A 14,934-nucleotide genomic window follows, 5' to 3' on the forward strand; every position below is an offset into this window, starting at 1 on the left:
AAAATTATGATTTAGATGGAAAAATTTTAACCTTTTCCTGATTTGTTTATAGATTGCTTTTAATTTACACACAATTTTCTTTGCGTTTTATTTTCATTGCTGATCACATTCTCGGACAGCCTGTCAATTAGTGATTATATTGTTGATAATCGGTTAGTTCGAGGGACGCCATTCTTAATTTGGGAAATTTCCATTCTTATTTTGCGACCCCTTCAGACACCTGAGCGGTTTCGCAATGATATGTTTTGTTGGAAAAGGTTTTTACGACATAAATAGGGAAATCGACTATTTTATGTTTTTTCAGTAGCATTCACTACGGCAATGCCCGTAGTACTCTTCCGAATAACTTCTCAGGCTTTTCTGCAAAACTACCATCACCGCAAAGTCTTCCCGCCATTGAACACTTCTTTATGTTTCTTATTGATGTGTTTATCCTCTTTTTCTCTTAAATAGCTGAACCAATCTCTATGGCTATCCTTATTAATACCGACGTTATGCCCCCTCTTGCCACTCGAGTCTCAGAGTCCCTCCTGGCGTATATTCACATATAGTAATGACTCTTCGATCGTCCGGGGAGTGCTCTCGTTTGTAGTCAATCATTTGATTGATGATCGTATCCCAATCATCTGAAATCAATTCCTTACGGATATTGCTTACTGGTAAGTGGAATTGGTTCAGAAATCCAATATATTGATCCTTCGGAACATAGTCAGACGACTTCGTGTCACAATTCGATGCTATGTGAGCAAGAAACATCAGTATATGCATAACTTCAGAATGTGCATATTTCTTGCTCACCAGGCCTTGCATAGCTATTTCGATGATTATCTCAGAGAGTTTTCGCTGCATTAGATATTCGAATTTTCAAATAAATAAATGATAATATGTGTTAAATTAGGTTTGGTTTTTAAAAGACAAAAACCCAACGGCATTCATTTTTACCCACCCCTCAATCCTCTGCCCAAGAGGGGACTTATCAAATTCCCCTCTTGGGAGGGGTAGGGGTGGGTTTGTGCGTTGGTTAACTAAAAATATTGAAATTCCTAACATTAAGTTAAACACGGACAAACAAAGTTTGTCCATGCCGCCCTGTAATCCGCATAATTAAAATGAAACTTCATATACAATCGAGTTAACTCTTTTCATGTATCCGCGCCCGTAAAAGTTGTGCACGTTCATATACCGCGCGAGCCACGATTCGGGAAAATCTCTTCCACTGTTCGCTGGCGGGAGCAACCAATCCTGCAATTCGTTTGTGAAATGGATTGGGATCCTCACCGGCATGCGCAGCTTCTACAACCGTCACCACATACGCATCCGGATCGGCATTTTCATTATATAACCGGAGCGAGACGGCATTGAGGTCTTCGTCGATAAGCACCATTGCACCACCATGGATCGGTTGCGGCTCTATGGTATCTACCACCCATCCCCCGGTGTTATACACATTCACCCAGCCCTGATATTCTTTAAACACCATATCGTTCTGGAAAGGTTTATGGGTATGACCAAATACAAAGGTTACATCTGATGGGATATTTTGATCTTGTTCCGTTATGATCTGCTGTTTCAGTGGTACGTTCAGGTACTTCCGAAGACCGTTTTCTGTCTGCTTGCTTAATACCTGATCTCCATAGGCCCTTTCCCTATCAGCCATCATATCTGCAAGGTTCCCAAAGAGTACTTTCAGGCCTTTCACGGTAAGCCAGTCAATTCCAGGCAGGTTGTATCTTTCTCCGAGATTATCGGCAAAGGCAGAAAGGGCCTTCTTAAACCGCTCTCTATCAATCATTTTTTCGTAAAGCGTTTCAATATCCCGTCCCGCCTCTCCGGAACGGCCCAAGGTAGACCAGAAAAAGTCAATCCAGGCGAAATTTTCCGCTTCAATATCATAGATGTTTTCAGGCATTTTGTGTTTCTCATGGAACAGGTTTTTAAATATACTCATGACATGGTAGATTGTTTCTATGTAATGACCATGATGGAACATGACACACTTCTGCTGGTCTTCTGAAACTATACCGAAGTTCGGGTACGCTGTGGTAATGACAAAATCTTTTAAGTGTTCAAATCTATTCACGAGATTCGTCAGGAAATAGGATGGCAAGTTATAGGGGTCGTTTTCAACAAACATATTGGTTGTATGCCAGGGGACAGGCAACTCTTCGCCGGGCCTAAACTTTTTCATGTGATTTACATATTGCGTTTCCCGTGCAAGTTCCCAGAGGTGATGATCATGATTACCCGGAATGTACATTATCCTTTCGAACATTTCTCCGCCGGGAGGCATGATCATCTCTATAAAGCGTTCGAAAACCATAGCGGCCTGATTTGTGTTAGTGAGTGCCAGTTCGAGGATATCCCCATTCAAAATCAGCGTCGGCTTTTTGCTGTCCTCGTTTTTCGAAATAAGTCCACGCAAACACTCAACCATCTGTTTCATTACAGGACCAGGTTTTAATGGGTCAGTTTCACTCCCTGTAGTTTTTAGATTCGTCAATATACTGTCTTCCTCGCCCAGGTGCATATCAGACAGGCATACATATCGGATATCAGGCATAGCGTTACCCCTTTTTCAATTCCGTGGCAATAATATGTTCTGAAACCCTTTCACCCCATGCAGCAATGCTCATGGCAGGGTTACTCCCTACGGAGGTAGGAAAAACAGAGCCGTCCGAGACATAGAGGTCTTTATAACCAAAGACCCTTCCATAACAATCCACCACACCTTCATTCCTACTGCCACCCACAGGACATCCTCCCAAAGGGTGTACCGTATACACCTTATTTCTGGATATCCACCATGGGTTTCCCAGTAATTTTCCATTGATGCCATGCGTGAGTTTCTGTAAGGTGTTTTCTATTTCGTGGTACAGAGGCAATGATCTTTCAGGGTTCCACTTTATGTTCACGTAGCCCTCCTCGTTTATCTCCATCCTACCGTTAGCCGCATCGAGTCCCATAACCAAATACATTAACATGCGATGGTCTGATCGAAATTCCAGGAGTCCAAGCAATTCCGGGAATGTCCTGCCTAGCCCCCGATCAAGCCCCACAAAGGTCTTGATCTTTTGAAAGAGTTTTCTGGCAATGCTGTAATCGGGAAATTTACTTCTGAGATACGACCGCAAAATATCGGGGAAACCACCTTCCTCAACGATAAACCGCTGACCGTTCTGTCCCATGCTGTAATTTATCATGCCGGTTATGGTAGGACCCTCAGCAAAGTTGACCACTTCGTCTGTATAGGTGGCAATCCCACCAAAATCACCATTACCGGAAAAGTAATGACCAAGCTTATCGCTGAGGTCGGGCAGTGTTGGCCCTGTTTTAAATTTATACCGCTTATAACCATACTTGCAGCGTAATAGAAGTTCCGTTGATCCAAGGCTGCCGGCGGAGAGTACGACCCTTCTGGCAATGATGCTATTCTTGTAATGCCATCGCAGATTGGTGAAATGAACAATGTAACCTTCGGGAGTGGGTTCAAGATATCGAACGACATGTTGTGAAAAAACCTCTGCGCCGTGGCCTTGGGCAATGGCAAGATAATTTAAATCTACGGTATTTTTTGAATGGTTATTACAACCAATAACACACTCTCCGCAAAGGGCGCAGCCAATTTGGGCAGGGCCTCTTCGATCGTAAGGATCATCCCGATGCACCCCCCTTTCTCCAAAATATATGGCCAGTGGGGGAGTATCAAATGCCGCTCCATTACGGATATTTTCTGCCGCGCGTTTCAGTGCCCGTGTCTTAAAAAGATTGTAAGGGATTTTTTGGGGTCTGAGCATATCATGCACCTTTGGGCATTGCCTTTCAAACTCCGCTTCCCAGTTGATTGGCATGCCTTCCGGGTCTTCCTTTGGCCAGCGGGAATCTTTAAAGATTTCTTTGACCGGTTCCAGGAGGACATTGGCATAAATCAGAGACCCTCCCCCGACACCGCTGCACCGATGCACGGCAAACGTGTCGTAGCTGGTATATTCGAAGATGCCCGCCCAGCCGTCACCTCCTTCATCCCGCCACCACCAGTCTTTTGGCTTAAAGAAATCACGGGGAAATTCACCCATGTGGTATCGTTTACCACGCTCTAAAACACAGAGAGAATCTTTTAAGTACGGAGCCAACCGGCAGGCAACTACTGCGCCGCCAAAACCTGAGCCGATAACGACCGTATCAAAACGTTTTTTTGTTGTATGACTTTTTGGACTTTTATTCTGCATAGGCAAGGAACATGAAGAAAAGGATAACAAAGACTGCATCACCACCAACTGCACCCCAGAATATTTTCGGTATATTCGGGTATAAGAGCATGTTTACTGCAAAGATAATTGCAAAGAGTGTTTTCCCTATGATGCCTAAAACAACGATATTCTTATTGGCATACATGTCTTTATACACAAAGTAATATCCAATGCCAAAAACAAAGGCAAGGGCAAGCCATGATTGACAAAACAAGGGAGGGACTGGCCTTCCCATGTACGGCGAAACAAAGACCAAACCCGGCAGGAAAAAGAGGAATCCACAGCCCAACAGATTCCACAGACTTGCAATAAGAAACATACGTTTGAAAAAACTATCACTCAATATCATAGTGAAGTATAGCCTCAACAAAAAAGAGTTAATTGGTACTGAATAATAAATACTGTCGGTTGTTTTTGACAAATTCTAAATTCAAACATCGAAATCCGAAACGAGGTTTTGAACATTTGAATTTGTAATTTTGAAATTGCTTAGAATTTCGGATTTCGTGCTTCGGATTTAGCGCATTACATGCGCACATATTCCCCATATCCTTTACCACAAAGATGCCGGCCTCCCAATGAACCTTCAAAGAGAAAGCTGCAGAAAATCATGTGCCTGGCAATGTGGGCGGGAGGATGAATCTGTCTGGCGGTATAACTTAAAATGCCTTTTTCTGTTATTGCCTTTACCTGCCACTGCTCATAAAAGGTCACTGGATTTGCCATACAGTCGATCTCCATACGCTTTGGCTTCTCGTAAGTAATGGATTTAACCTTTCTGATTTTGACGTATTCACCTCCAGGCAAATACACACCTCCAAAATTGCGCACTTTGATTCCAAATGCATTGGTGCGCATGAACCCGCCGTGAAGTCCTTCTTCAGTAAATAAGAGATCATAGTGATAATGAACACTATTGAATGGAAATAATCGCTTCCACATTCTCACAGGAATAAACAAGGGGTCGTAATTAAAACACTTTTTTGCAAAACCGTGCTCAAAGCTTCCCATGGAGTTTATATCCTGTAATACTTTACCCTTCTTTTTTAATTCACCTTCCATTTTGCCAAAGCTCGTGAAATAGGTAAAGAGACGGGGTAAATCTGCCCACCAGATTATGTCCTGCGCTCTGTATCGTAAAGAAAGACTGATTTCGTCCTGTGGATTTGTTAATTCAAAACAGTACTCCGGCCATTTTCCAGTGATTTCACCGCGGTTTGTTACGGCTACATCCAGGCGGTCAGTTTGAATTTTTAAATACGGATATTTGGGTAGATATTCATGGGAGTATAGGGTTATTTCAGGTTGAGGCCACATAAGGAAACACTCTACAACGCTATCAGTCGAAAGGTTTAGCATCAGTTTTTGGTAATTATCAATGTCTTCTATACCGTACATCCCGGTCATGATACTTCCGCGGACTAGTTGAGCGGAATCTTTTGGTCCAAGAAGTGTCAGAAAATACCACCCGTCCCACCCTGGCCATTTTCCGGCAGTATTCACGTCCCCACTGCGGTTAACAGTGTAATATCTCGGCCTTTCATACTCTATGGGAAGTTGATAGCGGTCGTTGGAATTTGCCCTGTCAAAATAGTTTATCAGCAGGGGAACGATCTTCCTCAGAACCAAGTAGAAGAGGAATGCAGCAAAAAACCCGGTAACGATGTACCCTAACGTAAGCATATGGCTACCTAAAATGGACAAACCAGAAAATTAAACAGGCCTAACAATACAATGAAATTCCATCTCTCAAATGCCAAATATTTTTAATTTTTTAAAAACGACCAAACGAATCTACCAATTTATGTATCGAGGTGCTTTCCTTCGGAACGAAGGTTGAGAATAAAAAAGACAAGCGGAATGAACCATACAACCAGCGTAAAAAAGAGCACATAGATAAAATTCTCTCCTCCTGATGTATCCCATACCCTTCTTGCCGTCCCCTGAACCCACTCATTGTAAGAACCAAGATAGCTTGTCCTTGTCCAAAGGCCAAATATCCACAAAAAGGTATACGCGAATATACAGACATACATGATTCTGACCCAGGAAAGCTTATTCTTTCTAATTAGGAATACTGATATGCAGAACCCGCTGTTTGCGGCGAAAAAGAATGTCAAAAGAAATATGGGCAGAAAAAAAGGGTAGTCTGTTATAGAATCCTTATACCACCACATATGAGTAGTTTCCCAGCCAAAGTAATTCACCAGGAAATAAACGGGTATCCAGCTAAAGAAAAATATGTGAAACAGGTTATTTTTTACCAGTGCGCTCAGGTAATATTCTGGTCTCCGGGTCAGCAATTGCTTTTGGGCAGCATCTGCAAAGAGTTGGCCTATGGCAAATGCTATCGGTACATCAACTTGAACCATGTTCACACCCTTACCTTCCTTGAAAGAAAAGTGAAATATTTCTTAAAATAAAAAAGCCTTACGGCAAAGATGTTTATTCACAAAACCTTCGGCAGTAAGGCTGTCTTTTTCCTCCCAGGTGTCGATAAGAAAGCTACTTCCTTGTAAGTTAAAAAGCCCCCTTAATTTACGTTCCCTCATTACTCAGGGTTTGCCCTTATCGCCATTTTTTTATTTTATGTGCCTATCGTATATCTTTCTTTAATTATCTACTTGAATACCTTTTCGATAAATATATTGCCGCATCACGACTTTCATTATACCCGGCTTGCAAATCATCGACCGGGCTTCGGACACCGTGATCTCCTTTTGTGATAACTGGAAGGGAAAGAAGAATTCCCTTCTTCAAGAAAATCCACCGCATACACCCAGTTAAATATATTAAAAATACTATCGCTGTAAATACCCTATTTTGGGTGTATGCTTTCGGGTTAGTGGGTAATGTGCGCTTGCGCTTCTGCAGATTTATTCATAGACAATTATGAATGAAACAACCCTGGCAAGGTTAACAGGGAGCAAGGATAAAATGTAGCTGTAGTGCTAAAGCTATTCGCCGAATGTTGCAGAATTTACCGTAAGGAGTCGTTGATAAATGTTTGCATAACTATTCAGCGTAAACGTTACCATCATTTAAAAGAAAGATTTCCACGGATGCTGAAACAGTTGGTACCACAATTGACGTTGCAGTCATTTCAAAAGGTAAAGCCTTGTTGCAGAATTTGGCAAAAAATGGTAGTCTCTTCAAGGAACAAGGGACTTGAGAATTGGCGACAGTTTCGTTTTTTTTAAAATCCAGGGGGCATAATAAACAATGTAGCCCCTTAGTGGCGGTCTGTTTGTAGCGCAAAAAAATTCACTAGATAAATAGCTCCGTAGGAGCGGCCTGTATATGATTGACAGGAAGACAGTTTGCTCCTGAATAGGAAATAGGAACTGGAATAGGGACAGCGACTATTTATTGGTTTTGCTTGGCCTTCCTCATGGAAGAGTCATTAACCTTCTTCCAAATAATGTTTCGAGTTTTTTCATAAAGCCATCATTACCACACGGCCTTCCTGTCATTGAACACCTCTTTATGTTCTCTATGACTTGTTCTTCCTCTTTTTCCTTTAAATATTCCGGCCAATCGTCTATCTCTTTTTCCAGATAACAATCTTGAGACAAGATAGGATTTGCCTCATTATTCACATAACTGCCCGCACTCGACCATTGGTATTTGTGTGGCTTTCTTACTATGCCGGCTCGAACAGGGTTGGTTTCCACATATCTCACTGCCGCATAAAAATGTCTTTCATCAAGGATACAGGAGTAAAATCTTCCATGCCAGAGGTGTCCTTTCAATTTCCTTTTCTGATTGAAATACTGTGAGTACCTCAAGTTATTAAGGGTATTAATTTTCAGTCCATTACCCTGACTGCAGCCTAATCCTCATATGGGCCGAGAAACCGTTCGCCATTGAAATGGATCAAATGCGTCGGGGTCTCTGCAATCCAGACTTCCGTTTCCCAAGAAATTTCATCGAGGTGTTTCATCATGGTTCTTCTATCAAGAAAGGCTGTTACATACACTATGCCAGCCTTTGACCCGGCAAACAGCTTCTTCAATTCCCGCCTACGCTTTGGGTTTACGGGGCCGTGGCTGGTAACCGCTTCGATCAGAACAAGCCATTTCTTCTCAACGTAATGCACCACGACATCCGGCATCTTTCCATGTTCTTCTATCTCAATGGCTAACTTCTCAAGCGCATCAGAATCGAAATAGGCCCATTTCGTCTCTGTGTCACCTACGTATATTACATGTCCACCCGGGGTAAAAAGCGGACAGAAATCGTCTATGATCTTTTTTATCAATACATTTTGGCCACCCGGCGAAAGACTGATCTCTCGGCCATTTAATAGCTTAACAGGAATCCGTCGCATATCTCGCTCTCGCGCATAGAGTTTCTTCAAAGTCTTAACCGTGTGCAGATACGCGCGCAAATGGCTATTCCAGCCTGGCTTCCCAAACTCCCGAAACAGCTTCAATGCGGACGTCTCTATCTGGTAGACCGCCTTTGGGCTATTTGTCGGCCTCAAAGGCTTATCAGGATTAGGCACAATCATCCCCGCCTGCATAAATTGATGAACCGTCTGCCGACGCACCGTCTCCCTGGTATTTGGCGCGTATCGCTTGCCATAATGCACAGCAAAGAATTCCATCATGGGTGTAATGCCAATTAATGGGTCGCTTGCACTCTCCCACTCATCGTCAGGCTTGAGGTTCAACAGCGAAAGAAGTGTCAATGCTGAACGCTCATTCTGCTGCTGCCGGGGAAAACCAAGCGTTTCTAATATTTCCAGTGCTTCCTTGATTTTTCGTTCGGCCTTCTTTGTGTCGATTTTTTTAGCCATAGATACCGCATTCCTTTTCCAATATCTCGTCTACCGTTGCCTGATCGGGCATTTTATGTTTTACGTGAGCACCGAGCCTTAGCAATTGATCGTGGGAAGGATAACGCATCTTTCTAAGGTCAGTGGCGTTGACCTGTGTATGTCCGCTGAAAAGACGGAAGTGCTGATCGAAGAGCGAAGAATTTAGATACAAAGCCAACCCTCTCGCCAAATTTGCCGATAAACCCTTACCCTTCGCATGGAAATAATTAAGATGGTTTTCAAACCCGACTAGCGCAGCTTCAACCCTGTTGGGATCGTATATTGCAGCCACGACACGCCGCTGCTCTTCTTTTGTCGAGAAACGTTTTGTGAGGACATAGTATCCTGCTGGCAACAGTAAATCCTTTGTCTGCGGCGAAACTTCAATAGCGTTTGGCTTTTTCCCTGATTCAGCGGGCCAACTTACGAAGCCAGACACAAAATGGCAAGGATATATAAGCGGAGCAGTCCCCACTTCCGGTAAATAGCGGAGGTGTTCCTGAGCGCGAAAGTCTACAACTCTTCCTGTTGAGACGTCCACCCCAAGTATGACGAGCGAAGTCGTAAATGCCTCCATTTTTTTCATCAGGCGGTCATCTGTATCGTTCAGCATAAAGTGAATGAAGGCATCACGGTCGCTGGGCGGAATAACGTGATCATAAGGAGCAGATCGGCTCCTTGATTTGTCAAAGTCCGTACCTTCGGACGAAGAGACTATTAATCGTTCCGGTTTTCGTTTACCCCGAACCATATAATAGATCACATTTTCCTGAAGCACATCGTCATCCCCGAATGCCTTCTTGCGCGAGCCAAACACGTGAATACGATGTAAACCCATCATATTCAGCAAATCAATTCTAAACCGGCGGAAGTACGGCCCATTACAGAAACTTCGGGGCGTAATCGCTACCAATTCGCCGCCAGGCTCAAGCAACTTGGCCGATAGCCATACAAACGCAGCATAAAGATTTGACACCTCAAACCCCGCAGCATCAAGCAATTGGCGCGTTGCCGATCCCCCGCTGATCTTTTTGTAGGGGGGGTTGAGTATTACATGAGTGAAACGCTCCCTATGGACAGCGAACAGACCTTCTTCTGCCTGCGCTATGGCCGCCGCAATAAAATCTTCTGCCCGTATTTCTCCCTGAAAGGGAATACCGGCTTTTTGGCAGGTCGATTTGCACCATTCCATTGTTTCTTTCAAGTAGGGCAATATCTTCTGATCGTTCTCGTATGCAACCACATGAATCGAAAGCGGGCGCTGATTCCCTGAAACCATTGCCTCAACACACGCCGCAAACAGAGCTCCCGCCCCGGCGCCAGCATCCAGGATTCGCACGTGTTCCCTCTGACGCTCAAACAATGACGCCATAAACCGTGCAATCCTGGCGGACGTCAGGAACTGGCCAATCATTGAGCGTTCAAGCCGGCAACTACTGCCGTTCACTGACCTGCGAACACTATCAAGAACGCTTGTTAATTCAACCATAATATAATAACGGGGGGGGTAAAAGTCTTTTGAAAATCATTGAAACACTTGAAGTAAATTTGTCAAGGTGAAAGATTTGAACCTACCTTTACTTACTTGATTATTTTTTAAATCTTGCGCCATTTCCTCTGTTTTGTCTTTTACTGATTAAGAGACTCAGGAGTTTCTTCAATTTTACCCATATACTTCTCCTTGTAAAATTTCACACATTGTCAAATATTTCAACTCTTGAGATAGAATAAATATTTTGAGGCATCCGCTTGACTCAAGTAGATATTCTATAAGCTATTGATATAGAATAATCTAGATTAATCATGGAAATTTATGTTGTAAATGTATAATAAAATAGACTATTACGTCAACAAGGATTTAACGTCCAGGAATTTCAAACTAGCCACAAAGTCATCAATCTTTTTAATTTGCGCCTTGAAGTCTTCATGGCGTAAGAAAGCCGCTGAAGGTCTAAATTAAGGTAAAGCCTTGTTGCAGTATTTGGCAAAAAATGGTAGTCTCTTCAAGGAACAAGGGACTTGAGAATTGGCGACAGTCTCGTTTTTTTTAAAATCCAGGGGACATATAAGAAACACATGAAATGCTTTAAGATGCTGCACAAATACCTGCACGCCCAGGGCAAAATAGTGGTCTATCCTCTTACCGACACAAACCTTAAACAATGGACAAAAATGTATGAAAACTATTCATGTAAATCTTTCCGCAGATAGTTACAATATCCACATAGGAAAAGACATCCTCGCGAAAGCAGGGGAGATTGTCGCAAAAGACAAGGAACCATGCAAAACACTTTTAATAACCGATGAAAACATAGAAAGAATCTACGGAGACGTGGTTGCAGAAAGTTTCCGAAAGAACAATTTTGATGTAAAATTACTCTCCTTACCTCCGGGAGAAGAACAAAAGAATATAGAAAACGCATTATTGCTTTATGACAACTGCTTTGCCCATAAACTTGACAGAAAATCCCTGATCGTAGCCCTTGGGGGTGGCGTTGTCGGGGATTTAAGCGGTTTTATTGCAGCAACCTTTATGCGCGGTATTCCTTATATACAAATTCCCACCTCGCTGCTTGCACAAGTTGATAGCAGCATCGGCGGAAAGGTAGCCGTCAATCACCCGAAAGGGAAAAACATGATCGGGTGTTTTTATCAGCCAAAGGCGGTATTCATAGATACAAACACTCTTTCTTCCCTCCCGTCAAAAGAAATGGTTGCCGGAATCGTTGAGGTTATTAAATACGGCGTTATACGGGATGCGGAATTGTTTGCGTTTCTGGAAAAATCAATGGACGCTATTCTTCAATTACAATATGAAGCATTGCTTAAAATTATTGCCACTTCGTGCCAGATAAAGGCCCATGTTGTCGAACAGGACGAAAAGGAGAAAGGTCCTCGCGCCATTTTAAATTATGGACACACCATAGGCCATGCCATAGAAACAGTTACCCATTATAAACGATATCGCCACGGAGAAGCCGTTGCCATAGGCATGCTTTATGCCACAAAAATAGCAATTGAACTTGGCATCGCGGATACCTCCGTTTTCGACCGGCAGCTATCCTTAATGAAAAACATGGGATTATCCATTCAAACCGGATTGAAATCAGAGGATATTATAAAGGCGCTGTACACTGACAAGAAAACGGTCTCCGGAAAGCTCCGTTTTGTGCTCCCTACAAAAATCGGCGAGGTTATTATCTCTGATAAAGTAAATGATGAAATTCTCTACCGCATATTAGATAAACCCCTTTAGCCTTCTAACCATGGACTCGAAAAAAACATCACCCGCAATGCGTGCCGGGTATTTTGGTTTTTCTATGAAGTATGTTTCTTTTAAAAATCTTCTTCCCTTTCTTTATAAAGGACAAGCAACTTGACTGAATTTGAAGCCATTCTGCGCCTTCATATGACAAAGGGCATCGGGGCGAGGACATACCAAACCCTTGTTGAAAGATTTGGTTCTATCGCCGCCGTATTTCAGGCGGTGAAACCCGAATTGGAAAAATTGCCCGGCATAGGGGAGAAAATAGCAAGTGCAATACTGGAAGAATCACAACGCGTTGATATACACCAGGAAATTGACTTAGCAGAAAAAAATAATATAAAAATTATCCCCTATACAAGTGCCGATTATCCGCAGCACCTGAAGAATCTTTACGATCCCCCGCTAGTCCTTTATGTAAAAGGCAATTTGCTGGAAACGGATCTTATAGCCTTTGCGATTGTTGGATCGAGACGATGCACCTATTACGGGCTGTCACAGGCAGAACGGTTTGCCCGCCAACTGGCGCAAAAAGGTTTCTGCATTATAAGCGGGATGGCACGCGGAATAGATACAGCGGCCCACAAGGGAGCGATCAGCTCGAATGGAAGAACGATAGCCGTTCTTGGCTGCGGATTAGGGACGGTCTATCCCAAAGAAAACGCCGTATTATCAGAAAACATAATACAGCACGGCGCACTCATATCTGAATTCCCGATAAACACGCCTCCTGACTATCGGAATTTTCCGCCGCGTAACAGAATTATCAGCGGTTTATCGCTTGGCGTGCTGGTTATCGAGTCAACGCTGAAAAGCGGCTCCCTCATCACTGCTCAATGGGCACTGGAACAAGGAAAGGAGGTCTTTGCCTTGCCGGGAAACGTTGACAGTCTCTACAGCCAGGGCACAAACAAATTGATCAAAGAAGGCGCAAAACTAACGGAAGACATTACCGATATTATCCAGGAATTAGGGTCTGTTGCAGATACTTTATGTCCTGCCGGCGAAGATTCTGCCTTAAAAGACCCAAGGGATTTATTGCTCAACTCACATGAGAAAAAGATTTTTTCCCTTTTATCCAGCGTTCCAATATATATTGATGAGATTATTCAATCCACCAAACTGCCCACATCTATTGTTTCAAGCACATTAATGATCCTCGAAATTAAAAAACTGGTAAAACAACTTTCAGGCAAACGGTTTGTTAAAGCCTGACTGCCTACCGAAAAGTTATTAGTATACATTGTCACAATTCTTCAAAAAACAAAAGTGTTAACTATCTTTTAAATTGCACCAGTGCACTGAGGATAAATAACGTTTGCACTGATCCACCTTTTTTCTACCACTACCCAAAAGAGGGCATTGACCACACTCAAAATATAAGGATAATATATAAGGCTAATGTCCCGGTCTTTTCATTGGCATTCTTATTGCATCCTTAAATATTCAATGAAAATAATTAATCCCTTTTCAAGCAATATGTTTTCTGCATTTGCACTGCCGGGCGGTTGTAATCTTTTATTATTCCTGAACTAATGATGGTAAAACTTTGTTCACAATATAAATAATACGCTGCTATGGAATGATATTTTTTCTAAAACGATAGATTGGGCAATCTATCGTTTTAGAAAAATCATATCGTTCATGTTTTAATTTAACATTTTTTTTATCAGGAAAGGGGACGTAATGAATTTAATTCGTTGGGAGAATACAGATCCTTTAGAAGGCTTTACTCATATTCAACGCGAAATGGGTGATTTGATTGATTTTCTAAGTTCCGGGTCCAGGACGGAAGGATACGTGGGTGCAGAATTCCCCCAAATAGTGGTATCTATGAATAAAGATAACGTTATTGTAAGGGCAGAAATTCCTGGCATTAAGGTTATCGATTTGGACGTTCAGGTTGCGGATGATATTTTAACCATTAAGGGAGAGAGAAAACCAAACACGGGCGAAGGGCATGTAACTTATTTGCGCCGGGAAAGAAACTTCGGTACATTTGCCCGTTCTATTATGTTGCCGGAAAAAGTCGATGCTGAAAAAGTCGTGGCATCATACAAAAATGGCGTCCTGACTGTGACATTGCCCAAGGCAGCAGAAAAAAAACCGAAACAAATTGAAATAAAAAAATCTTAAAAAGAGGAGATTTTTACAATGAGTAATACAGAGCACCCTGTTGTTAAAAAAAAGAAACTTGCGCCTGACAGATGTATTGTGACGGGGAAAGGCGATTGGTATTATCCCTTGTCGGATATTTATGAAACACCGGATAATTTCACTGTCGTTATAGATATGCCGGGGGTGGGCGCCAACAACATTACGGTAGATATGCAAAGCAATGAATTGATAGTTAATGGAGAAATCTCCCAGGAAGCATACACTGATGAGAAGTTACTATACAGCGAATACAACATAGGACATTATCACAGGCACTTTATCCTTTCGGATGCCATAAACAGAGACAAAATCGAGGCAAAGATGTCTGATGGGATTTTAACGATAATACTTCCAAAGGCGGAGCATGTAAAACCACGAAAGATACAGGTAAAGGAAGCATAGGAAAGTATTCGCACCATTCGCGGGCAATATGAGAATTTGGC

Annotated in this window: 12 protein-coding genes and 1 riboswitch; of the genes, 4 read left to right on the plus strand and 8 right to left on the minus strand. The window is 42.6% G+C overall.

Annotation, left to right across the window (positions count from 1 at the left end; translation table 11 throughout):
• Positions 1 to 1,132: 1,132 nt before the first annotated feature.
• The 8 genes from ABJL82_RS11005 to ABJL82_RS11040 form a co-directional block, all read right to left on the minus strand.
• Entirely contained in the window at positions 1,133 to 2,560 is a 1,428-nt protein-coding gene (locus ABJL82_RS11005; RefSeq protein WP_347274745.1) for a metallophosphoesterase, read from the minus strand.
• Positions 2,561 to 2,564: 4 nt separating this feature from the next.
• The gene (locus ABJL82_RS11010; protein ID WP_347274746.1) at positions 2,565 to 4,226 is read right to left on the minus strand and encodes a GMC oxidoreductase; all 1,662 of its coding nucleotides are present in this window, start codon (positions 4,224 to 4,226) and stop codon (positions 2,565 to 2,567) included.
• Positions 4,216 to 4,596: a hypothetical protein gene (locus tag ABJL82_RS11015; RefSeq protein WP_347274747.1), complete on the minus strand. Its 381-nt coding sequence runs from the start codon at positions 4,594 to 4,596 to the stop codon at positions 4,216 to 4,218. The genes ABJL82_RS11010 and ABJL82_RS11015 overlap by 11 nt, the downstream gene beginning before the upstream one ends.
• Positions 4,597 to 4,772: 176 nt before the next feature.
• Complete coding sequence (locus ABJL82_RS11020) at positions 4,773 to 5,930, minus strand: hypothetical protein (RefSeq protein ID WP_347274748.1); 1,158 nt, start codon at positions 5,928 to 5,930, stop codon at positions 4,773 to 4,775.
• Positions 5,931 to 6,049: 119 nt separating this feature from the next.
• Entirely contained in the window at positions 6,050 to 6,619 is a 570-nt protein-coding gene (locus tag ABJL82_RS11025) for a hypothetical protein (RefSeq protein WP_347274749.1), read from the minus strand.
• Between the two features lie 87 nt (positions 6,620 to 6,706).
• Positions 6,707 to 6,824: riboswitch (cyclic di-GMP riboswitch) on the minus strand.
• Positions 6,825 to 7,636: 812 nt separating this feature from the next.
• Complete coding sequence (locus tag ABJL82_RS11030; protein WP_347274750.1) at positions 7,637 to 7,999, minus strand: hypothetical protein; 363 nt, start codon at positions 7,997 to 7,999, stop codon at positions 7,637 to 7,639.
• An 80-nt stretch (positions 8,000 to 8,079) separates the two neighbouring features.
• Positions 8,080 to 9,048 carry a BsuBI/PstI family type II restriction endonuclease gene (locus ABJL82_RS11035; protein WP_347274751.1) on the minus strand — a complete coding sequence of 323 codons (969 nt, stop codon included), beginning with the start codon at positions 9,046 to 9,048 and terminating at the stop codon, positions 8,080 to 8,082.
• Positions 9,041 to 10,558 (minus strand): Eco57I restriction-modification methylase domain-containing protein, encoded by a 1,518-nt coding sequence (locus tag ABJL82_RS11040; RefSeq protein ID WP_347274752.1) that lies wholly within the window; start codon positions 10,556 to 10,558, stop codon positions 9,041 to 9,043. Before ABJL82_RS11040 ends, ABJL82_RS11035 begins: the two co-directional genes overlap by 8 nt.
• A 687-nt stretch (positions 10,559 to 11,245) precedes the next feature.
• Here ABJL82_RS11040 and aroB point away from each other — a divergent pair.
• The 4 genes from aroB (at position 11,246) to ABJL82_RS11060 (ending at position 14,893) form a co-directional block, all read left to right on the plus strand.
• The gene (gene aroB / locus ABJL82_RS11045; RefSeq protein WP_347274753.1) at positions 11,246 to 12,325 is read left to right on the plus strand and encodes a 3-dehydroquinate synthase; all 1,080 of its coding nucleotides are present in this window, start codon (positions 11,246 to 11,248) and stop codon (positions 12,323 to 12,325) included.
• Positions 12,326 to 12,445: 120 nt separating this feature from the next.
• On the plus strand, positions 12,446 to 13,549 hold the full coding sequence (gene dprA, locus ABJL82_RS11050) for a DNA-processing protein DprA (RefSeq protein WP_347274754.1): 1,104 nt from the start codon (positions 12,446 to 12,448) through the stop codon (positions 13,547 to 13,549).
• Between the two features lie 471 nt (positions 13,550 to 14,020).
• Positions 14,021 to 14,470 (plus strand): Hsp20/alpha crystallin family protein, encoded by a 450-nt coding sequence (locus ABJL82_RS11055; protein WP_347274755.1) that lies wholly within the window; start codon positions 14,021 to 14,023, stop codon positions 14,468 to 14,470.
• 18 nt (positions 14,471 to 14,488) lie between these two features.
• The gene (locus ABJL82_RS11060) at positions 14,489 to 14,893 is read left to right on the plus strand and encodes an Hsp20/alpha crystallin family protein (protein ID WP_347274756.1); all 405 of its coding nucleotides are present in this window, start codon (positions 14,489 to 14,491) and stop codon (positions 14,891 to 14,893) included.
• The last annotated feature ends 41 nt before the right edge of the window (positions 14,894 to 14,934 follow it).

It is taken from the genome of Candidatus Kuenenia sp. (genome assembly GCF_039794105.1).
Lineage (GTDB): Bacteria > Planctomycetota > Brocadiia > Brocadiales > Brocadiaceae > Kuenenia.